The organism is Flavivirga aquimarina (assembly GCF_030540835.1).
GTDB classification, from domain to species: Bacteria; Bacteroidota; Bacteroidia; order Flavobacteriales; family Flavobacteriaceae; genus Flavivirga; species Flavivirga aquimarina.
On record NZ_JAUOEK010000122.1, the window covers coordinates 1 to 23,604 of the forward strand.

Genomic DNA, 23,604 nt, shown 5'->3' on the forward strand with positions numbered 1-23,604 from the left:
GCGTAAGCAATGACGTAGTCGAAATGATAGTTCCATTGTCCTCCTGAGCGCAGTCGAAGGACTTGTTAGTTATTACCTTTAAAGCGTTTCGACTTTAGTTTATGCTGAGCATAGTCGAAGTACTCAACGTGACATATTAGACAAATTAAAATACTGAAAAACAATTAATTATAAAATAACGTCAATGGTAGTGAAATTCTGAAAGAATTTTGTATCGAGAAGCTTTTTTTAGTCGAAAATTTACTTGTCAGCCTGTCGGCAGACAGGTTTTCGATACGATTTTTTGCAAAAATCACTCAAACTGACACAAATTTTCTTATCCAAGATTCGCGTTAATTTATATAATGAAGTAATCCTTTTGAGGGTTTAAATGGCAATAATTAGCTAAAGAGAAATAGTAAAAATATAGATAGGTAGACTTGTAGATCTTTTCGAAGTATTTTAAGTGCACGGGTTATTAGCGCTTCTACAGCCTTAATAGAAATATCCATTTTTTCACCAATTTCGACATACGTTAAGTTATCAAACCTACTATACTCAAAAGCTAATCTACTTCTTTTTGGAAGTAACGTAATTTTATGCATGAGCTTTTGTTCAAACTCATTAAATAATATTGAACTCTCTACATTAGCTTCTGCCTCCTCATAAATAACGTTTGAATGAAGTTTTTTTAATGATTCCATTTTTCTAATATGATCGATACACCTATTACGCACCATAAAAGACAAATAAGATGATAGATTATTAATTTTGTTTATCTCTAATCGATTTACCCATAGTTTAACAAAACAATCTTGAACAAGGCTTTGTGCCATACCCATATCAAAAACATAAGATTTAGCTTTTAAACAAAGACCCTCATAGTACTTACGAAAGATATAGTCAAAAGCACCTTCACTTCCTTTTTGAAGTTCATATATTAAAAACTCATCAGAATTAGACTCTTTTGACATCATAAAACCTTACTTATAAAATTGTTTTTATATCACATCGCGTTTTACTCTAAACCAGCCGTTGCTCAAGTCACCATTACATTCATCAATTAAAATTTTCTTTAATTCTTCGGCCTTTTCTTTATTTTGATCCAATACGTTATTTTGTTCTTTATAATCTTCTGGCAAATAGTATAATTGAAAAATATCATCCTTAGCAAAATACCGCAATTTCCAACCTTGCTTGGTTACTAGTGCAGGCCCCAAAAAAGATGCGTAAACAACATAGTCATGTGATTTGTCTTTTTCACCAAGTAATTCCGATAGATAAGAAATTCCATCTTTAGTTTTTGGCAATGTAAAATCTACTAAATCGGCTAAGGTTGTCATCAAATCATAATTTGCGACTAACCTGTTAGATGTTACACCTCCTTTAATCTTTTCCGGCCAACGAACAATTAAAGGCACTCTAACTCCACCTTCCCAATTAGTCCTTTTTAAACCAGCCATACCATCATTCCCATTAAAAACATCCCCACCCAAATCACTATAATATTTAGTATTAATATTATCAAAAAACTCACCTGTTTGCATATTCCTAACAGGTTTCATGACCCTTCCTTCTTGTGTATAATATATTTCATGACCGTTGTCTGATGTGAAAATAACAATGGTGTTATCGTCAATTCCCAGCTGTTTTAATTTTTCCATAATAACACCTACATGGTCATCTAACATTTTTACCATAGATGCATACTCTTTTTCTATTTGAGTAAGCCTATTATCATTTATAAATTCATCATCAACCTTAGGAATAGAAACTGGTCCATGTGGTAATTGTGTAGGGTGATAAAGGAAAAATGGCTTTTCTTTATTTTTTTCAATAAAATCTAATATTTTATCTAAAAAGATATTTTGCGAATACTGGACTTTTCCTTCCATATCCCATCTTTTGTTATAAGTCTCTTCTGTCTCCCTCTCTACACTTTTCCCACAATCAATTCTCGTGTTACCTTCTATGTTTTTTATATTTCCGTTTTCAAAAAGAAACGGTGGATAAAACCCATGACATCTTGCATGGTCTAAAAAACCATAATAATAATCCCAACCATGTCGCTTCATGTCTCTATTAGAGGTAGAAAAGCCCCATTCTAATTTTCCAATTTCTCCGGTAGTATAACCAGACTTTTTCAACACTTGAGCTAAAAATATTTCGTCTTCTGGAATGGGTCCAGTTTTATCAATTAATTTGGATTCAATCTCTTCTTGTGTTAGTTTATTTGTTGATATTTGACTATAAAGACCTGCTCTTGTAATTTTCCAACGATCTCCATGCGCATCATGATACCCAGTAATAAGACTAGCCCTTGCTGGAGCACAAAACATAGCTCCATAAGCATTTTCAAAACGCATGCCCTCGCTTGCCAGTTTGTCTATATTAGGTGTTTTAATTATTTGTTGTCCTTCAACAGAAAGCAACCCTCGACCTAAATCATCTGCATAAATAAGAATTACATTAGGCTTATCTTTTACTAATTGTAAATCCTTTTTATCATCAACACAACTAGTTATTACAGCAGTTAGTAATATTCTTATAGCCAGCTTTTTTAATATCATACTATATATATTTTCTCTATCTATTAAAATGAGGTTTTTATAATACTATATAAAAGTAAAATATATAAAAACTTATCTTAAAACAATTATTCTTAAATTATTAAGAAAACACTTATTATCTGCGTGTTTTCCTACATCTTATGTTTATTTTAACCTTTATTAAAAAATAAAGATATTAAAATTACATTAAAATAATAACTTAATAATTTAATAAAACTATTATATAAACAGTAACTTATTATTAATAAGACAATTAAAATGAAAAAAAAATATTAAAAAAGTAATAAAAAATCAAATAAAAATAATGTTTAATAAATTTTTAATTACTTTTGAATATTATTTTAAAAAGATTATGTCATATAATGAAATAAAGAATTTCTTGAAACCAACTATCCTCGAGGAATTCTTTTCGATTAAATTTATGGGTAAACAAACGTATCGTTTTTCAGTAATCATAATTTTTTATATTTTCTGTAATTATTCTTGTAATAACACAGAAAAAGAAGTCATTCATTCTTTGCCAAATATCCTTTTTATACCTGTAGATGATTTACGTCCAGAATTAGGTTGTTATGGAAATAAGCATATTAAAACACCTAATATAGACAAACTAGCAAAAGAAGGTGTTCTATTTAACAGAACCTATTGTCAGCAAGCCGTATGCAACCCTTCGAGAGCTAGCTTGCTAACAGGTTTGCGCCCTGACTCTATACAGGTTTGGGATTTAACTACAAAATTCCGGAACAACGTACCCGACATAGTCACACTTCCTCAATATTTTAAGCAAAATGGCTACACTACAATTGGCCTAGGAAAAACATTTCATAATGACATTCCAGATTCGATATCATGGACAGAAAGACCTCATTTAAAAGGATTCCCTTTTGATCCAGATGCCGTTTATGCTACAGAATTGAATAAGCAAATTCAAGAAAACAAAAAACAAAAATTAATAGCACAAGGAAAAAACAGGATTGACCCTCTAGGGCATTGGTACTTAAAAGCAAACTCTATTGAAAATGCAGATGTTGATGACGATGCTTATTATGATGGTGCACAAACTACTTATGCTATAAATAAATTACAAAAATTAGCAGCTCAAAAAACACCTTTCTTCTTATCGGTAGGCTACTATAAACCCCATCTCCCTTTTAATGCCCCCAAGAAATATTGGGATTTATATCATCGAGATTCTATTCCTCTGGCAAGCAACCAATATATACCAGATAAAAGCCCTGATTATGCTGTACATGGCGATCAAGAACTAAGATCATATGACGACAATCATGATTTAACATTACCACATGAATCACCATGGAACGAAGAAAGACAAAAAGAAATTAAACATGGTTACTATGCTAGTGTTTCTTATACAGATGCACAAATAGGCAGATTAATAAATGAGTTACAAAGACTTGATTTAATAAAAAACACCATTATTGTTTTATGGGGAGACCATGGATGGAAATTAGGAGAACATAATGGTTGGGGCAAAATGTCTAATTACGATATTGATGTTCATGTACCTATGATTATTAGTGGGGCAAAGGTAAAGGCAAAAGGAGCAAAGACTAATGCTCTAACGGAATTTATAGATATTTATCCTAGCTTATGTGATATGGCTGGCTTACCAGTACCATCCCATTTGCAAGGCAAAAGCTTTGTTCCTTTATTAGAAAACCCAGAAAAAGAATGGAAATCGGCCGTTTTTAGCCAATATCTTTTAGGGCGATTTGGACCTCTCAAAAAACGCAAACAGGAACGGATGGGGTATTCTATAAAAACTGATCAATATCGCTACATAGAATGGTATAGTTGGAACAAAAAATTAAAAAAGAAAGGCACATTTTTAGATCGTGAATTATACGACCATTTTACAGACTCTGATGAAAATAGCAATATCGCTGAAGATTCTAAAAATATACAAACAATTAACACCCTTTCTGCTCAACTTAAAAAACAGTTTAAATTAATTTAAACATATATTTTTTTACAAGATGATTAACAATCATATTTTAGCATAGGGTATCACATCCTCAAATTCGTCATAAAGTATATACAATTAACAATGAATTTCATTTTTTTAAAAACTGTTTTATAATGACATTTAATTTTCTAAATAAATTATTAATATGCTTTCTTTTTTCAGCGATTCAATATTCTATTTACGCTCAAAATAAAAAGCCGAATATTGTATTCGTGTTAGTCGATGATTTAGGTTGGATGGATATTGGCGCCAACGGAAGTTCTTTTTACGAAACACCCAATATTGATCAATTAGCAAACGAAGGCATTCGTTTTACTCAAGCTTATGCTGCATCGCCTATTTGCTCACCAACAAGAGCATCAATATTAACGGGTAAAAATCCGGCAAGAATTGATTTAACTCAATATATTGGAGGAAGAGGAAACCCAAATTATATTCGTAATTTACCTTTAGAAGAAATCCTTTTTCCAGAACTTCTTAATCAAGCAGGTTACAAAACCATATTTTTAGGTAAATGGCACCTCAATAATGAAGCCGGAGAAGGTACTTTCTGGCCAGACAAGCAAGGGTTTGATATTAATATTGCTGGACATTTTAGAGGTGGGTTATATATAAAAAATAAATATTTCTCTCCTTGGAACATCCCTAATTTAGAAAATGGCCCTGATGGTGAATATATGACCGATCGATTGGCTAATGAAGCTGTAAAATTTATTGATAATAATACTAACAACCCTTTCCTATTATATTTATCCCTTTACACTGTACACGCTCCTTTTCAAGCTCCAGCAAAAAGAGTTGAAAAGTATAAAAAGAAAAAAGAAGCATTAGCATTAAGTGAAGAACAGCGTTTTGGAACGGAAAACAATCAAGAAAAACCATTTACTTTTAGAAAGACGCAAGATCATCCTACTTATGCCGCAATGGTGGAGTCTATGGATATGGCAGTTGGAAAAATACTTAATAAACTAAAAGACAAAAATATTGCAGACAATACAGTTGTTATATTTTTCTCAGACAATGGCGGACTATCTACTTCCGAAGGAGTTCCTACAGCCAACACACCACTTCGAACCGGAAAAGGCTGGCTATATGAAGGAGGTATTAGAGTTCCAGCCATCATAAAATGGCCCGGAAACATAAAACCCGGAACTGTTTCTAATAATATTATTACAAGTATGGATTTCTATCCTACAATTCTGGAAATGACAGGACAGCCACTTCGTCCAGATTTACACATAGATGGGAAAAGCATGATGCCACTTTTAAAGAACGAATCAACCAAATTACATGATGTTAATTATTTTCATTACCCGCATCAATCGAATCAAAAAGGTGGTCCAAGTAGTGCCATTCGTGAAGGCGATTACAAACTCATTGTTTTTTTACTAGACAACCGAATGGAATTATACAACTTAAAAAATGATATAGGGGAACAAAACAACCTGGCAGACAAACTTCCCGAAATACGAAATCGACTCTATTCAAAACTTGTAAAATGGTGGGATGACGTTGATGCTAAATTTCCAAAAGAACACACCAGAAAACAAATCTAAATACCCAAGAAATACAAATGAAACAAATCAAAATAGCTTTTCTAATTTTATTCCTACTAGCGTTTGCTCATAGTAACGCACAAAAGAATGAAATAATAAAAGTAGCCTGTATAGGAAACAGTATAACTTTTGGACATGGTATAAAAGATCGCTTAACAAATGCTTATCCGGCTCAACTTTCACGTTTATTAGGAGGTCATTATGAAGTTAAAAATTTTGGAGTAAGCGGTCGTACTGTTTTATCAAAAGGAAATTTACCCTATATAAAAACAGGCGCTTATAAAAATGCACTTGCTTACAATCCAAACATCGTCATACTAAAGCTAGGAACTAATGACAGTAAACCTTATAACTGGGAACATAAAGATGAATTTAAAACCGATTACATAAATCTTGTAAAATCTTTTCAAAACCTTAAATCTAAACCTACCATTTACATTTGTTTAGCAGTCCCGGTTTTTAAAAGTGGAGCCAAAATAAGCGATCAAATAGTAGCACAAGAAATAAACCCTTTAATAAAGAAAATTGCTCAAGAACAGGATTTACAAATCATCGATCTTTTCAATCCGCTTATTGGAAAAAATGAATTATTTCCAGACCGTATCCATCCTAATGGAAAAGGAGCTGGTGAAATGGCAAAAATCGTATATAAATCTCTAACGGGAAAGAATGGTGTTTTAATAGATCAATCGTTTCCCGGGAAAAAATCAAAATGGAAAACATTTAATAAATATAATTTTGAATTCGATAACACTAAAGCATTCGTTATAGAACCAAATAAAGCTTCAACTGGCAAACCTTGGGTATGGAGAGCACGTTTCCCGGGATGGCATTGGGAAATGGACAGCATTTTAGTTTCTGAAGGCTACCATGTAGCATACATAAATACCAACAATAAATTTGGCAGCCCAAAAGCCCTAAAATCTTGGGATAAATTTTACAAATACCTTACCAAAGTACATCATTTCAATAAGCAAGTTGCTTTAGAAGGTGTTAGCCGTGGCGGGCTTTTTATCTATAATTGGGCTAAAGCACACCCTGAACGAGTAAGCTGTATTTATGCTGAAGCCCCAGTTTGCGATTTTAAAAGTTGGCCCGGTGGTTTTGGCAAAAGTGAAGGGTCTTCAAAATTCTGGAATATTTTAAAAGAAGCATATGGTTTTGAATCTGATATTGAAGCAAAACAATATTTAAATAATCCTATAGATAATCTTGAAGCTTTAGCAAAAGCTAAAGTTCCCATTTTACACATGATAAGCCTCACCGATTCCATAGTACCACCAAAAGAAAACACATTCCCACTAATTAATAAATATTTAGAGCTGGGAGGCATTGCAACTATTGTTACCTGTACAGAAGGGAAACAATCATTAAAAGGACACCATTTCCCTATCGAAACACCCAGATTAGGAGCCGATTTTATAAAGTATTATACTAAAGAAGAAAATTAAATTACCGATCTAAGTGAATAATCAATCAAAAGTTAAAAATCAAATAAGGCTTATAGTTTTTTTTATCCTTTTTTCATTTACAAACAAAACCATTTCTCAAGAACCTGTTAAAGTATTTATACTGGCTGGGCAATCTAACATGCAAGGGCATGGTGAAATTGAAAAAGGCGAAAAAGGAAATCTAAAATGGGTAGTAAAAAACAAAGATTCGTATAAGCATTTAGTAAATGATGATGGTACTTGGAAAAAGCGAAACGATGTTAACATATATGCAACCGATAAATTTAATGTTGTAAAAACAGGAAAATTAACTGTTGGCTATGGGGCTTTCCCAACTACTATTGGTCCCGAACTTGAATTTGGAAATATTATTGGAGACCATTTTAAAAACAAAGTACTACTTATTAAAACAACTTGGGGAGGAAAAAGTCTCGCTGTTGATTTTTGTCCACCTAGTGCAGTAAGCACATCTGGCTATCATGAAATTCCTGCGAAAGCAAAAGACACAGGGTACTATTATGTACAGATGCTATCCACTATTTATAAAGTCTTAGATAGTTTACATAAACATGTTCCTGACTACAAAGGAGAAGGTTATGAAATAGCTGGATTTGGGTGGCATCAGGGTTGGAACGATCGTGTGAATAAAAAGGCCAATGCAGCTTATCAATCCAACTTAATACATTTAATAAAAGATGTACGTCGAGACTTAAGCAGTCCTAATCTTCCGTTTGTAATTGCATCAACCGGAATGAAAGGCTGGAACGATAAAGACCCACGCGCACTTTCTTTAATGAATGCACAATTAGCAGTAGCCAATCATACAGAGTTTAATGGTAATGTAGCAGCTATTGATACTCGTGATTTTTGGAGAGATATTGAAAACTCACCTTCCAAACAAGTGTATCATTGGAATAGAAATGCCGAATCGTATCTCTTGGTAGGCAGAGCCATTGCTAAAAACATGTTAAGCATTATAGAATTGAATACATCAAAAAATATACACCAAAAAATTAGACCCGTACCTGCTTACAATAGTGATTATCTCACTCCCACTCCACCGATGGGATGGAATAGCTGGAACGCTTTTGAAAAAGATATTGATGAGAAAAAAATAAAAGAAATAGCAGATGTTATGGTTAGTTCTGGTATGCGAGATGCCGGTTATAAATATCTTGTTCTAGATGATGCTTGGATGGCTTCCGAAAGAAATAAAAAAGGAGAATTAGTTGCAGACTCCATCAAATTCCCCAATGGCATGAAGGCAGTTGGAGACTATATACACAGCAAGGGCTTAAAATATGGCATCTACCAATGCAGAGGATATTTAACCTGTCAAAAATTACCAGGAAGTTTTGAGCATGAACAAATAGACATGAACTCATTTGCCAAATGGGGCGTAGACTATATTAAACTTGATGCTTGTTACGCAGCCAAAAATAACAGATTGTCTTCGGAAGACTTTGCAATTTACCATGAAGCTATATTAAATACCAATAGACCAATGGTTTTAAGTATTTCAGACTTCGGAAACGGTGCCTGGGCTTGGGGAGGAAAAAATTATGGAGAACTATGGAGAACTTCGGGAGATATCTACCCAAGAATAGGTTCGGTGTATCATTGTGCTGAAACATCAGGAGGTAACGGCACTATACACCCTGCTTTTAACGGTTTATGGCAATTTGCAGGCCCAGATAGTTGGAATGATCCAGATATGCTGCAGGTTGGAAACTTAAATACCACTGATGAAGATAAAGTTCATTTTAGCCTTTGGAGCATTTTAGCAGCACCTTTAATGGCTGGAAATGATTTGCGATCTATGTCAAAAGACGTTAAAGATATTCTTTTAGCTCCAGAAGTTATTGCCATTAATCAAGACCCAAGAGGGCATCAAGGCTATAGAGTTTTTAATAAAGATAGTATTGAAATATATAATAAACCCTTATCCGACGGAACCACAGCTGTATTGATCCTTAATAAAGGACAAAACAAAACCGATATTATTGTAAAATGGAATCAAATAGGCTTAAAAGGGCCTCAAATGGTAAGAGATTTGTGGCTACAAAAAGATTTAGGGATATATCATGGTGCTTTTACGGGCAAAAACCTTGGGAAACACGAACATCTTTTACTTAAAATCGGAACTAAAGGGCAGCAACTTGTTGAAGGCCCCTTACCCATTCCAGAAGAAAATTACACTGTAACCAAAAGTGGCACGACATACCTTAGCGATCTCTATTATATGCTTAAAAACGGAGGTGCTCCAAAAAAAGATAAAACCTATAATGGCAAAACAATAAAAATTAAAGGAAAAAAATATAAAAAAGGATTAGGCGTAAAAAGTAATTCACAGCTTATGTATAAACTTGACGGGAAGGCTAATCGTTTTAAAGCAGTAGTTAGTTTAGACAAAGACGCTCCTAAAAACACCGCAGGTCAATTTAAGGTTATGGTAGAAGACAAATTTGGAGGGAGAGTTATTTACGATAGTGGTAAAATAAAAAAAGGTGCATCAAAAATTGAAATCGATATAGATGTAAAAGGCTTGGATTTTATCTTATTGGATTTTTCAGGAAAAAAAGTATTTGGAAACTGGGCAGATGCTAGAGTAATTAAAAACAACGAATAAAATAATGATTCATATAAATTCACAAAAACAAACGAAATTATTCAAAAATAACCTAATAGTTTTACTAACGCTATTTTTACTATCTATCTACCCTATTACAGGCATTTCACAGATTCAAAAAGAAGGTCCTTTTACCAAATTAGAAAACAGATTAATTTGGGAAAACGAAGGAGAACTTTATTGGATTGATGCTTTTGGCAAAGATGCACTTCGTTTTAGAAGTTCAAAAAGTCTAAGAATAACAGATGAAAATTGGAACTTATTACGCCAACCACAGTTTCAGCTGGAAATTTCAATTAGCAAAAAGAAAGCAACGGTTAGCAATGGCCATATAAGAGCAGAGATAGAAGCAAAAAATGGACGAATTACTTATCTAAATAACAAAAACGAAGTACTGCTTCGGGAAGCAACGCACGCACACCATTTACACTTTGCCAGACAATTTGAAAGTAAAGGCAGTGATCATTTTGAAATAAAATTAACGTTTGATGCAGAAAAAGACGAGCATTTATATGGTATGGGGCAGTATCAAAATGATTGTTTAGACTTAAAAGGAACCGTTTTAGAACTAGCACAAAAAAACACTCAAATTTCAATTCCTTTTCTTCTGTCTAGTAAAGGGTATGGTTTTATATGGAATAACCCTGCCATTGGAAGAGCTGAGTTATCCTTAACACATACTAGTTTTTATGCTGAATATGCGAAACAAATAGATTATGTTATTTTCTCTGGTGAAAATCCAGCTGAATTAGTTGAGCATTATAGTGATTTAACCGGAAAATCACCTAAAATGCCTGAGTTTGCTACTGGTTTTTGGCAATCTAAATTGCGATATTATTCTCAAGAAGACTTATTATCTGTAGCTCGGGAATACAAAAAACGAGACCTGCCAATTTCTGTTATTGTAGCAGACTTTTATCATTGGCCAACAACTGGCGATTGGAAATTTAATCCCGAATTGTGGCCAGATCCAGCAGCTATGATTAAAGAGCTAGATAGTTTAAATATTAAATTATTAGTTTCGGTATGGCCAACTTTAGCTGAAAAAAGTGATAATTACAAAGAATTTAAACAAAGTAACTTTACTATTCGCCCAGAACTGGGAAATAACCTATTCTTAAAGGTTAATGATGATTTAACGTTTGTTGATGTTACCTACCCCAAAGCCAGAAAGGCTTTATGGGCTAAACTCAAAGAAAACTATTACGACTTAGGAGTCCGTATGTTTTGGATGGATGAGGCAGAACCAGAAATAGAACCGTTAGAATACAAAAACATAAGATACTACAGAGGCAATGGTTTAGAAGTTTCTAATATTTATCCTTATAATTTTGCTCAGGCCATCTACGAAGGACAGAAAGAAAATGGGCAAACAGATATTATTAATCTTATACGAAGTGGGTGGATTGGAAGTCAAAAATTTGGTACATTGCTATGGTCTGGCGATATTAAAGGAGATTTTCCAACATTAAGAAAACAAGTAAAAGCCGGTTTAAATATTGGGTTATGTGGAATTCCTTGGTGGAATACAGATATTGGAGGGTTTTATGGTAGCTCAGATTCAGACGAATATAAAGAATTATTAATTCGTTGGTTTCAATACGGAACATTTTCTCCCGTGATGAGAATTCACGGAGTTAGAAAACCTATTATAAAACTTGAAGGCCAAATAACCAATACAGGCTCACCCAACGAAGTATGGAGCTTTGGAGAGAAAGCATTTAAAATAATGTCGCGCTATCTAAATATACGTGAAGAACTACGCCCGTACATACAAAAGCACATGGATATAGCTTCTAAAAAAGGAACCCCAGTAATGCGCCCGATTTTTTATGATTTTCCAAACGATAAAACCTGCTACAATATTGAAGACCAGTATATGTTTGGCTCAGATATTCTTGTAGCTCCAGTATTAGAAGCAAATGCTACCTCTAGAACTATTTATTTACCCAATGGTTCTAAATGGAAAGATGCACTTACCGGTAAAACATATAAAGGCGGACAATCTATAAACTATAAAGTTTCATTAGAAAACATTCCTTTATTTACCAGAAATAATTTTAATTTCAAAATTAAATAGATTGTATAACTTTAAAGCATTATGGAAACAATGAAGCGTTTATTAATTATTATTTTTATATCATTAACAGCTTTTGCATTATACCTAGCTATAGGCAATCAAACCATTTTCTCTAATTCATTTAATAAGGAATTTTCTGCCGATGAATTCCTAGATCCAACTTTCATAGACTTAAAAGATGCTTTGTGGATTACTGATGAAAAAAAATTACCAGAACATGATTCTCTATTTTATTTAGATAACCCTGCTCCTATTTTTAGAAAAACGTTTCGCTCTAAAAACGATATTAAAAAAGCAACTCTTTATATTACTGCGGCTGGATATTACGAAGCTACCATTAACGGCGAACGCATTGGTAAGAATATGCTAGACCCTGCATGGACAGATTATAGCAAACGAGTATATGTTGCAGAATACGATATCACTTCTCAAATAAACAAAGATAAAAACTGTTTAGGTGTTACTTTAGGAAACGGTTTCTACAACCCGTTACCGCTCAAAAAATGGGGAAGAAGAAATTTGAGAGTAGATCTTGCCAAGGTTGATAAACCAACTTTTATAGCCAAACTTGTATTAAAATATAAAAACGGCGATAGAGATGAAATCATCACAAATGATACCTGGAAATATTCCTATGGCCCTATTATAAAAAACAGTGTTTATATAGGCGTGGCATATAATGCACAACAAGAAATTAAGGACTGGAACAAACCCAATTTTAAAGATGATCTGTGGTCAAAGTCTATTATTTGTGAAGCTCCAGGTGGCAGAGTGCAAAAGTCATTTTTTCCTCCTGTTCAAATTACCGATAAAATAACTCCCATATCAATCAACTCATTAGAAAATGGAGGGTATATTGTAGACATGGGGGTTAACCTTACCGGAACTTACAATATTAAATTATTCGGAAAAAAAGGAGACACTATTGTTTTTAGATTTGGCGAACGGATCTACGATAATGGCACATTAAATCCTATGACCACTGTAATAGGGCAAATAAAGAAAAAAGGTATTGGAGGCCCTGGAGCTCCAGAAGTTGCATGGCAAACAGACAGCTATATTATTGGAGATAATACAGAATCCATATTTCAGCCAAAATTCACTTATCACACGTACAGATATATGGAGATTCTTGGTTTAAGACAAAAACCAGAAATTAAAGATATTGTAGGACTAGCTCTTAATACTAATGTTAAAGACTATAATAGCTTCAATTGTTCTTCAGATTTACTAAATTCCATCCAAAAAGCCTCAAAAAGAACATTTGTCTCTAATCTTGTAAGTGTACAATCTGATTGCCCTGCCAGAGAAAAATTTGGATATGGCGGTGATTTAAATGCTATCAGCGAATCTTATATCAATAATTACGACATGCAAACCTTTTACCGTAAAACTGTTTACGACTGGGTCGATGCCATGAATGATTCAACTTTTGTTGATACCGCCCCTTACACAGGTGTTAAATATTGTGGCATTAGTTGGGAATCTGCTTTTCTTACTACACAATATAACATGTATCTATATTACAATGATACAGCTATTATAAAAGAATTGTATGATTTAGATAATGCATGGATGGAAAAGGTTGGTAGAATACATCCTGAAGGTCTAGTAAAATCGGGGCTTAGTGATCATGGTTCTCAAGAACCAGTTCCTTTAGAGTTAACAGGAACTGCACATTACCTTCAATGTGCAGAGATCATGGAAACATTTGCCAATGTAATGAATGACAAAGAACAAGCAAGTAAATACCGAGCACTTGCCAACAAATTAAGAGAACTCATAAAAAATGAGTTTTGGGATAAACCAATATCCGAAAAGATAAATCGACAAACCTTATTTTCCACATTACTTTATCACAACATAGTCCCAGCCAAAGCATTAGAAGCAGCAAAAGACTCTTTACATAATGCATTAAACAACGGTCCTTCCGGGCATTTAAATACAGGGATTTTTGGCACTAAATATATGCTAGAAACCGTTTCTAAACATATTTCCCCAACTAAAATTTACAACATTGCCAATAGCACAGAATACCCTGGATGGGGATTTATGATAGATAGGGGCGCAACCACCATTTGGGAAACCTGGAAAGAAAGCGATAACATTTTTTCTAACTGCCACCCTATGCTAGCATCTATATCTGAATGGTTTTACAGATGGCTTGGTGGCATACAACCAAATTCTGAATATCCAGGTTTTAAAAGATTTATTCTATCTCCATCTACTCCCGAAGGACTTGATTTTGTTAACACTAAATATAAATCTCCATACGGCACTATTGTATCCAATTGGAAACGAGAAGCATCAGGGGCTTATAAATATGACTTTGTAATTCCAGAAAAAAGCATGGCACAAGTTAAGTTGCCTATAAGCACATCACAAGAGATAAAAATCTACAAGAAAGATATAGAACTTGAATCTAAAAATATTGAAGGTTTAGAAACGGGACGTTTTAATCTACAAGCGGGTACCTATACTATTTTTTTACTACCGAAATTATAATTTAGTCAATGCATTACGGTATGTTATTTTATAACTAAGCTTTATCAAAAAAATAACAGAATAAAACCAATGAGATATAACATATTTAAACATTTTTCAATTAAGACGTTTATTCTTTTAACCATGCTTTTCATATCACTTTGGCCTCTAAAGGCACAGGAAAAAGTGTTTCCTGGGGCAAATGAAAGTACACCTTCGAAAGCACAATATTTTAGTTGGATAAACAACACCAATGAAGGCACCACAGCCGAACAAACCAAAATTAATCTGGATTTTTTTGGGTGGCTTAAAAGCGAATATGGTATGCAATTAGATATTTATGCTTTTGATGCCGGTGCGATAGATGGGAAGAATTTTTATGGAAGTATTTATTCCGATAGATTTAAAAAACAATTCCCTGAAGGTTTCGACCCTATTTACGAACAAGCAAAATCTCTTGGTATTCGCCTGGGTGTCTGGGGCGGACCTGATGGGTTTGGAGATACAGCAGAAACAGAAAAAGCACGTACCGAACAAATGGTAAAGCTATGTAAGGACTATGATTTTGCGCTCTTTAAATTTGATGCTGTTTGTGGCCCTTTGCGACCAGAAAAAGAAGACGCCTTTATTAATATGATGAAAGCATGTCGTATTTATAGCCCAGACCTAATTCTATTAAATCACCGCCTGGGTTTAAACAAAGCAAAACCCCACGCCACTACTTTTTTATGGGAAGGTCATGAAACTTATATCGACGTTCACATGACCAATAATGTAACAGCACCCCATCATAGAGCATCGGCATTATCACGTAATCTTGTACCCGGCTTACAACGATTAACAGAAGATCATGGTGTTTGCATTTCGTCGTGCTTAGATTATTGGGAAGACGATTTAATTTTACAATCCTTTAATAGAGGGTTAATACTATCACCAGAAATATATGGTAACCCCTGGTTATTAAACGATAGTGAATTTTCAAAATTAGCTCGAATATATAATTTACATAAAAAATACAGCGATATTTTAATTAACGGAAAAGTGCTTCCAGAAACCTACGGTTTAAATGCCGTAACAAGAGGTGATGAAAAAACCCAATTAATAAGTCTAAGAAACATAAATTGGGAATCTGCAACGTATTCACTTAAATTAGATGAAGATATTGGAATAAAACCTAATAAAGATATTACATTATTACAATTACATCCTACCGAAAAATTTATTGGTTCGTTTAAAAAAGGAGACATAATACCTGTTGAAGTGCTCCCTTTTAGATCTGCTTTATTTTTAGCAACAACCGAAAGCTATGACGAACCTCTTTTAACCGGAACCAACTATCAAATCATAAAAAACATCCCCGAAAAACCTATTGAAATTGAAGTTTTAGGAATGCCAGGAACCATATCTGATATAAAACTACTGAATGAAAACCTATACGCTTCTGCAAAAATTAATGGCAAAGAAGTTTCTAAGTTATTAAAAGGAAAAAAATTAAAACTAAGCTTTCCCGGAATACCCTTAAAGCATAATTTCCATCGTAAATTAAATTCATTTAAAGAAATATCGGTTCCAGAAGATGTTGAGGCTTTGTACGAATCTACCATATTTGCAACAGATAACAATGCGCTTGAAGTGCGCTCTTTACAACGATCTGGTGAAACTAAGATTCCAGAAGTAAAAGCGGCCCGTGATGCCTTCTTTAATCAAGAAGCCTTTGTAAATAGAGGGGTTTGGGATAAAAATTTATTTGATGGAAATTTAGAAACCGGATTTTGGCCATCAAAAAAATACCGCTTAGATCCGCGTATTGAAGGCGGATGTTTTCGCTTAGATTTAGGAAACATTATACACCTAGATGAACTAAAAATTACTGTTCCTAATGAATTTTCACTACAACCTTTATTGGTTGGAGAGGGTAATTTTATTGAAGTTTCAACTAATCTAAAAAACTGGGAACAACTCACTTATCTTGCATCAAAAAACATAACGATACATATAAATAAAGAGGTACGCTATTTAAGGTTTAAAAACTTCCCACAACACATCGTAGAAATTGAAGGTGTTACCAATGGTAAAAGATTAAATCGTACCCTATGGCGAGCTTCTAATTTATTTGCCCATCCTAGTCGTAAAACAGCTAAAAAAGTATGGAAATCCACCATTTCATTAGACGAAATAGCCTCGGGCAGCTACCTTTGTGTTGCATTAAACGGGAAACACGGTTTAGAAAGCGCTTATGTTTCTGCTAAAATAGGCGAAAATTATATTGGAGCCACAGACCGGGCTTCCTCTTTCCCCGCAAATACTTGGGAGTTTATGACTGCTCGCAGAGATAAAAATTACACCTATTATATTCCCATAAATGAAACCATGATAGGGAAAGATATTGAAGTTTTTGTTATGGGCTATAACAAAGACCACTTAAATTTTATTCCAGAATTGTATGTTAGTGCCTATCCACATCCTTGGAAAAAGATTAAGCTAACATTAACGGCAAAATAATCCAATATATTGAGCTTAAGAAAAAGTCCGATTATAAATATTTATTATTCTTATAAACACCTGTAGTATCTACATTTACAACATATAAAAAGCTATCTTCCATTTTTAGCAATTATATACTATTACAACAACAAACTCACGCTGCTATTTAAAGAAGCCTCCCTATAGAACTGTCTAAGTTTTTTCCTCTTGGAATAGAAAGCCTGTTCAAAAAAACTGACAGCAAGAACTTAGTAAGTTAAAAATCCAGAAAACTGAGGCTCTTTTGGTATTAATACAAGCTTTTTATAGATTTTATTATAAGGCAAATCATTTAATATAGAAAACCCCTTTAGAATTATAAATTAAAAAGTTAAAATCAAATATTTATTTCACAGAATTTGAGCATCAAAATTTATAAAAAAAATTGTATTGAGAGGCAATTCAAAACAAATTAAACATGTAAATTATTTATTTTCAAATAAATAATTTACAAATACAAAAAATAATAATATTTCTATTTGTAGATATTAGTTTTAACGCGTTAACAATTACAACTTATTCCTTATTTTATTTTTAAGATTTAGTTTAAAACAATTATAATTTTATAATATAATATTAATAAGGATTCAATATTTACAATAATATTATACTGTTTTCTAATTAATTTACAATTTCATTATACTCATTTTTAAACAAATTTACCATCTTAGTATTGAGTATTCATCAATAAAAACAACAAATATTGATGTTTTTATAAAATAAATACAACATTAATACCATAATAACATTTATTTATCGAAAAACAATTGTGATTATTAATATTTTATATTATAAAAATATTGCAAAGTTGGATTAATTATTATAAGTTTATACCTTTCTAATATTATATTAATAACTATATTTAAAAAATATAATTATTACGACCTTTCTCCCCAGATAGCAGAATAACCTACGTTAACTAATTAATCCAAAAAAATATGGAACTAAAACAACTACTCAAAAGCGAGTTAAAGCTTAATGGAGCTATCATGTTCTTTCTGTTTAGCAGTTTATGCATAACTGCTCAAACAGTTACCGGAACAGTGACTACCAGTGACGGACCAATGGTTGGTGCCAGTATTATCGAAAAAGGGACAGTCAATGGTGCACAATCAGATTTTGATGGAAACTTTTCCATTGAAATAACTGGAGAAAATGCCATTTTGGTAATCTCTTACGTTGGTTATAAAACCAAAGAGATATCTGTTAATGGGCAAAAGAATATTTCGGTTGTCCTAGAAGAAGACGTAGCAGACCTAGACCAAGTGGTCGTAGTTGCCTATGGGGCACAAAAAAAATCGAATTTAACGGGTGCTATTTCAATTGTGGGAAGTGAAACGTTTGAGGATCGACCAGTAGCCAATGTTCAACAGGCTTTACAAGGCGCCTCCCCCGGCTTACAGATCACAACATCAAATGCAACAGGAGAACCTGGAGCTGAAATGAATATTAATATTAGGGGACTACAGAATTTTGGTGGAACTAATAATAGCCAACCCTTGGTCTTAATTGATAATATCCCTATGGGTATTAATGATATTGATCCTGATAATATTGAATCTATTTCTGTATTAAAAGATGTGGCTTCGTCATCAATATATGGAGCAAGGGCAGCTTATGGAGTGGTTTTAATAACCACTAAGAATGGAAAAAAAGGCGATGGCGTTAAAGTTTCCTATTCTACAAATTATGCCATTACTACGCTATTGAATCAGCCTGAAAATGCAGATGCATTGTCTTTTGCTCACACTATGAACCATGCGCGGGCAAATATTGGAGCAGGACCATATTTCGATGCTACTGAACTGGATTGGATTACTCAGAACATGGCTAATCCGGGAAGTGCTCCCGAAATACTTCCAACTCCTCCTAATGGCTTGACTTGGAATCTTGGCCCAGATGGACTTAATGCCCATGCAGCTACAGATTGGGAATCGATATATTTTAAGAAAACCAGTTCCCGAAAAAAGCACAACCTTAATATAAGTGGTGGAACTAAGAATACATCTTATTATTTATCTGCCGGGTATTATGATGAAGAAGGACAATTAAAACAAGCCGATGACTATTTTACCCGATACAATCTTGACGGGAAAATAAGCTCAAAAGTAACACCTTGGATGGATGTATCACTTTTAACAAAATATAGATACCAAGAGCAAGAATACCCAGCCCATCCTACATTAGGCAGATCATTTGTTATGTTACTTATGACTAGACTTAAACCTACCAAACCAGCATTTTATCCAGGAACAGAGGTTTGGACAGGAAGAATAGGTGAACAAGAACTACATAAAGCGCTTACTAAACAACGACAACTCATACTTTCCCCAAGAATAGTTCTTGAACCTGTGAAAGATTGGGTTACAACGCTAGAGTTGAATTACCGAACAAATGATGATAGTGAGCAAACCAGATTCCCAACGGTTCAAAGCGCTATCCCTGATGGGTTGGGCGGATCGATAATAACCTCATCTGCTCAGGATCGTACACGTTACTGGTCCGAACTTTATACGAATACTTATATGTCACCTAATATCCGAACAGAGTATACTAAAAATATTGGTAAGCATAATTTTCATGTTTTGGCTGGATTCCAACAGGAGACTTTCGATTATAATAATTTACAGGTACAATCTAATTATTTATTAACAGATGGAATTCCATCTATTAGTACATCTGTAGGTGATATTACAACTAATTTTAGCGTAAGTAATAATGATCAGTTTGAAAAAGGACATTGGTCTACCCAAGGGTTTTTTGGGAGGGTTGGTTATAATTTTGATGAAAAATATTTACTTGAATTTAATATAAGGAGAGATGGTTCTTCAAGATTTAAAGACGGTGATAGATGGGGAACGTTTCCATCGTTCTCCGCTGGTTGGGTACTTTCAAAAGAAAGTTTTTATCCGTTAAAAAATCAAATCAACTTCTTAAAAATCAGAGGGTCTTATGGTTCTGTTGGAAATCAGGATGTTGCAAATTATTTACATATTCCAAATCTACCAGTTAATCAATCTAATTATTTATTTGGCGGAGAACGATTATGGGGAGTTGGAGCACCTGATCTTAGCAGTATTGATTTAACCTGGGAAACAGTAACTACACTTGATTTAGGGATAGACCTTAGAGCACTTAATAACAGATTAGGAATTACGTTTGACTGGTACCGTTCTAATACAACAGATTTAGAGACAGGCGGACTTGCAGTATCAGCTGTTTTAGGGGCACTGCCTCCAAGAGTTAATGCAGGAGAGATAGAAACTAAAGGATGGGATATTGAGGTTTCATGGCAAAACACAAACAGTGAGAGCGGTTTTTCTTATGGTTTTACAGGTGTTTTGTCTGATTATAAAGCTACTATTAAAAAATTCCCTACAAATCCTACACTTCTAACAACTCTAAATTATGCAGGTAGAACAATCGGTGAAATATGGGGCTTAGAAACAGATGGCCTCTTCCAATCTGCCGATGATGTGGCAAGTTGGCAAAATGACCAATCGGATATCTATAATGGTACTTGGTTTCCTGGTGATTTAAGATATGTAGATCAAAATGGTGACAATGTTATTAGTGTTGGAGATAACACTTTAGCAAACCCCGGTGACAGAAAAGTGATCGGAAATAGTACACCACGCTATCAATTTGGTTTTAGTGGCAACGCTTCCTATAAAGGATTTGATATGTCATTTTTTATACAAGGAATAGGAAAGCGAGATTTAAGCATCACAGGGCTTGGGACATTTAGAGGCCCCGCCAATGGACCATTACACGCTAATGTATATACGGAACACTTGGATTTTTGGCGTGATGAAACTAGTCCATTAGGTGCTAATCCTAATGGCTATTTCCCAAATGCCTATTCTCAATTTATAGGACAAAACAATAAAAATTATCGTTTTCCAACCACTAGATTCCTCCAAAATGGTGCTTATCTAAGACTTAAAAATGTGCAGTTGGGGTATACGCTTCCAAATAGCGTAACCAAAAAAGCAAAAATTTCGAAAGCTAGAATTTATGTTTCGGGCGAAAATCTTATAACAATTACAGATTTAATGATATATGATCCCGAAGCATTCAATGGAGCAACTGGTCGTATCGGAGACCAATATCCATTAAGCCAAGTTTTTTCATTAGGCCTAAATGTTAATTTCTAAAAAATATTAAAATGAAAAAAATATATTATATAGTCGCAACAATTACAATTGGAATTGTGCTTAATTCCTGTGAAAAAGACGTGTTAGAAAGAACCCCTCTGGATGAAATTTCAAATACCGATTTTTGGACTTCAGAAGGGGATCTACAACTGTATTTAAATGAGCTTTATAATACGTTTCCTGGCTGGGCTGGTTCTGGTGCTGCGCCTTCTCCCGATATAGGAACAGATATTGTTATTGAATCCAGTGAGTGGTTCGGCAGCTCATTTACAGAACGATTAGATGGCACCCTTAATATTCCTGCTTCAGGTGGAAGCTGGAATTGGGAAAATGTCCGTAGTGTAAACTTTTTTCTTGAAAATGCGAGTCGTGTAGAACCTGAAGGTCTTGTTAATCATTACATTGGTGAAGGTCATTTTTTTAGGGCTTGGTTTTATTATACTTTGTTCAGGAATTATGGAGATCTTCCTATAATAACGAAAGTATTAAACTTGGAAGATACAGATATATTATTTGGTGCCCGTAGCTCCAGAACTGAAGTGGCTAATTTCATTCTTGATGAGCTTGATACAGCAATCGCCATGATGAGAGAAGGGTCTGAAGTTGGCCCATCTAGATTAAATAGAGATGTAGCAACACAGTTTAAAGCCAGAGTCGCTTTATATGCAGGAACCTGGGAGAAATACCACCAAGGAACAGATTTTGCAGGAGATACTAATGGGTCAGGTTTTTTACAAGAAGCCCAAGATGCTGCAAAAAGTGTTATGGATGCCGGAAATTATACACTTGCAACAGGAGATCCTAACGAAGCCTATTATAATCTTTTTATACAAACAGATTATAGTACTAATTCGGAAGTAATGTTATATAGACATTATGATTATTTGGGTCTCAATATTCAAAATTCGTTATGGAATCAACCAAATGCACATGGGATGTCACGTGAGATGACTAAATATTACTTAGCTTCAGATGGGTTACCTATATCTGTGAGTCCTAATTTTATGGGTGATGCTACTCTAGCTGAATTAGAGGTAAATCGTGATCCAAGATTAGCACAATCGGTAATGGTTCCGGGAGATTTAGATTTTGTGGCAGAAAATGGTACTGTAACATTATTTTCAGTACCCTTTATGACGCGTTGTCCAACCGCTTTAGCCATAGAAAAATGGCGGTCTAAGGAAATATTTGCAGAGCTTAATAATCAGAGAACTCGAGATATCGGTTTTATTATTTTTAGATATGCTGAAGCGCTTTTAATCTATGCTGAGGCAAAAGCAGAATTAGGCACCTTAACCCAAGCAGACGTTGATATTACTATCAACTTGTTAAGAGACAGAGCAGGTATGCCTCACTTGAACATAGGTGCTATTGCAATGGACCCTGATTGGCCAAATTACGGATATACATTAACCGACTATTTGTACGAAGTTAGAAGAGAACGCACTGTTGAATTGTTTGGCGAAGGAAACCGACTAGATGACCTGATGCGTTGGAGAGCTCATAGTATTTTTGTTGGCACAAGACCAAAAGGTACTACTTATACACCAGATATTGAAGCTGAATTTCCCAATTTAACAGTTGATGAAAATGGATTTCTTGATCCGTATCTCGGTTTTATAAGTGGAAATGGTTTTGGATTTGATCCAGATAGAGATTATTTACTCCCTCTACCTACCAATGAATTAACACTAAACCCTAATTTTGATCAGAATCCAGGGTGGTAAAATAGAATTAAATTTGAGTTAGTTTTTTTAAGCAAAAGAGCCGATCTATATAATTAGAAATCGGCTCTTTTATTGGTTTAAACTGTAGTTAAAACTATGTACTTTAGTGCTTTTAGCTTCTAAAAAAAATTGACACGAACCAGTTTGTCGGCTGGCAGGTTTCACAAATTCACACGAATTCAGTTTTACAATGTTTATTCTTTTTCTTTTATTTCGGTATTTCATGAAACAGACTTTCAGTCTGTCAAAATGAACCTAAGAACTCCCAGTCCATAATGGTTTAGTTAAACAATCATAGACTTAAATTCTATACAATTTATATTAACGTGAATCTTGTTTAAGCCGCCCATAAACAAAGTTGGTTAGTTTCAATTGGAGTTATATTTAAAGAAGGCTTTTTAGGAAAGAAACAATAAGCAGTCAGTCCCGAAATAAGGTTGACCAAAAAACCTTTAACAGAA

At 33.9% G+C, this 23,604-nt stretch carries 11 protein-coding genes and 1 pseudogene; 9 read left to right on the forward strand and 3 right to left on the reverse strand.

Features of this window, described 5'->3' with window-relative positions; translation table 11 throughout:
- Positions 1-380: 380 nt before the first annotated feature.
- A complete protein-coding gene (locus tag Q4Q35_RS12490; RefSeq protein WP_303278318.1) occupies positions 381-956 on the reverse strand; it encodes an RNA polymerase sigma-70 factor in 576 nt (191 codons plus the stop codon).
- Positions 957-980: 24 nt separating this feature from the next.
- Positions 981-2,549 (reverse strand): arylsulfatase, encoded by a 1,569-nt coding sequence (locus Q4Q35_RS12495; protein ID WP_303278319.1) that lies wholly within the window; start codon positions 2,547-2,549, stop codon positions 981-983.
- A gap of 421 nt (positions 2,550-2,970) precedes the next feature.
- Here Q4Q35_RS12495 and Q4Q35_RS12500 point away from each other — a divergent pair, with 421 nt between their 5' ends.
- The 9 genes from Q4Q35_RS12500 (at position 2,971) to Q4Q35_RS12540 (ending at position 23,143) form a co-directional block, all read left to right on the forward strand.
- Positions 2,971-4,527 carry a sulfatase gene (locus Q4Q35_RS12500; RefSeq protein ID WP_303278320.1) on the forward strand — a complete coding sequence of 519 codons (1,557 nt, stop codon included), beginning with the start codon at positions 2,971-2,973 and terminating at the stop codon, positions 4,525-4,527.
- Positions 4,528-4,649: 122 nt separating this feature from the next.
- Positions 4,650-6,092: a sulfatase gene (locus Q4Q35_RS12505; protein WP_303278321.1), complete on the forward strand. Its 1,443-nt coding sequence runs from the start codon at positions 4,650-4,652 to the stop codon at positions 6,090-6,092.
- 17 nt (positions 6,093-6,109) lie between these two features.
- Positions 6,110-7,543: a GDSL-type esterase/lipase family protein gene (locus tag Q4Q35_RS12510; RefSeq protein ID WP_303278322.1), complete on the forward strand. Its 1,434-nt coding sequence runs from the start codon at positions 6,110-6,112 to the stop codon at positions 7,541-7,543.
- A 13-nt stretch (positions 7,544-7,556) separates the two neighbouring features.
- The gene (locus tag Q4Q35_RS12515) at positions 7,557-10,172 is read left to right on the forward strand and encodes a sialate O-acetylesterase (protein ID WP_303278323.1); all 2,616 of its coding nucleotides are present in this window, start codon (positions 7,557-7,559) and stop codon (positions 10,170-10,172) included.
- A 4-nt stretch (positions 10,173-10,176) separates the two neighbouring features.
- On the forward strand, positions 10,177-12,252 hold the full coding sequence (locus Q4Q35_RS12520) for a glycoside hydrolase family 31 protein (protein WP_303278324.1): 2,076 nt from the start codon (positions 10,177-10,179) through the stop codon (positions 12,250-12,252).
- A gap of 21 nt (positions 12,253-12,273) precedes the next feature.
- The gene (locus Q4Q35_RS12525; protein WP_303278325.1) at positions 12,274-14,757 is read left to right on the forward strand and encodes a family 78 glycoside hydrolase catalytic domain; all 2,484 of its coding nucleotides are present in this window, start codon (positions 12,274-12,276) and stop codon (positions 14,755-14,757) included.
- A gap of 69 nt (positions 14,758-14,826) precedes the next feature.
- Positions 14,827-17,238 (forward strand): hypothetical protein, encoded by a 2,412-nt coding sequence (locus tag Q4Q35_RS12530; RefSeq protein WP_303278326.1) that lies wholly within the window; start codon positions 14,827-14,829, stop codon positions 17,236-17,238.
- Between the two features lie 959 nt (positions 17,239-18,197).
- A complete protein-coding gene (locus Q4Q35_RS12535) occupies positions 18,198-21,416 on the forward strand; it encodes a SusC/RagA family TonB-linked outer membrane protein (RefSeq protein WP_303278327.1) in 3,219 nt (1,072 codons plus the stop codon).
- A gap of 11 nt (positions 21,417-21,427) precedes the next feature.
- Positions 21,428-23,143, forward strand: a complete 1,716-nt coding sequence (locus tag Q4Q35_RS12540; RefSeq protein ID WP_303278328.1) for a RagB/SusD family nutrient uptake outer membrane protein — start codon at positions 21,428-21,430, stop codon at positions 23,141-23,143.
- 337 nt (positions 23,144-23,480) lie between these two features.
- Here Q4Q35_RS12540 and Q4Q35_RS22515 read toward each other — a convergent pair.
- Positions 23,481-23,604: pseudogene (locus tag Q4Q35_RS22515) on the reverse strand (IS982 family transposase); the annotation flags it as partial.

Bases quoted from the DNA above. Each gene is read 5' to 3' on its own strand.
- Q4Q35_RS12490 (WP_303278318.1), bottom strand. From the start codon at position 956: ATGATGTCAAAAGAGTCTAATTCTGATGAGTTTTTAATATATGAACTT.
- Q4Q35_RS12495 (WP_303278319.1), bottom strand. From the start codon at position 2,549: ATGATATTAAAAAAGCTGGCTATAAGAATATTACTAACTGCTGTAATA.
- Q4Q35_RS12500 (WP_303278320.1), top strand. From the start codon at position 2,971: ATGGGTAAACAAACGTATCGTTTTTCAGTAATCATAATTTTTTATATT.
- Q4Q35_RS12505 (WP_303278321.1), top strand. From the start codon at position 4,650: ATGACATTTAATTTTCTAAATAAATTATTAATATGCTTTCTTTTTTCA.
- Q4Q35_RS12510 (WP_303278322.1), top strand. From the start codon at position 6,110: ATGAAACAAATCAAAATAGCTTTTCTAATTTTATTCCTACTAGCGTTT.
- Q4Q35_RS12520 (WP_303278324.1), top strand. From the start codon at position 10,177: ATGATTCATATAAATTCACAAAAACAAACGAAATTATTCAAAAATAAC.
- Q4Q35_RS12525 (WP_303278325.1), top strand. From the start codon at position 12,274: ATGGAAACAATGAAGCGTTTATTAATTATTATTTTTATATCATTAACA.
- Q4Q35_RS12530 (WP_303278326.1), top strand. From the start codon at position 14,827: ATGAGATATAACATATTTAAACATTTTTCAATTAAGACGTTTATTCTT.
- Q4Q35_RS12535 (WP_303278327.1), top strand. From the start codon at position 18,198: ATGGAACTAAAACAACTACTCAAAAGCGAGTTAAAGCTTAATGGAGCT.
- Q4Q35_RS12540 (WP_303278328.1), top strand. From the start codon at position 21,428: ATGAAAAAAATATATTATATAGTCGCAACAATTACAATTGGAATTGTG.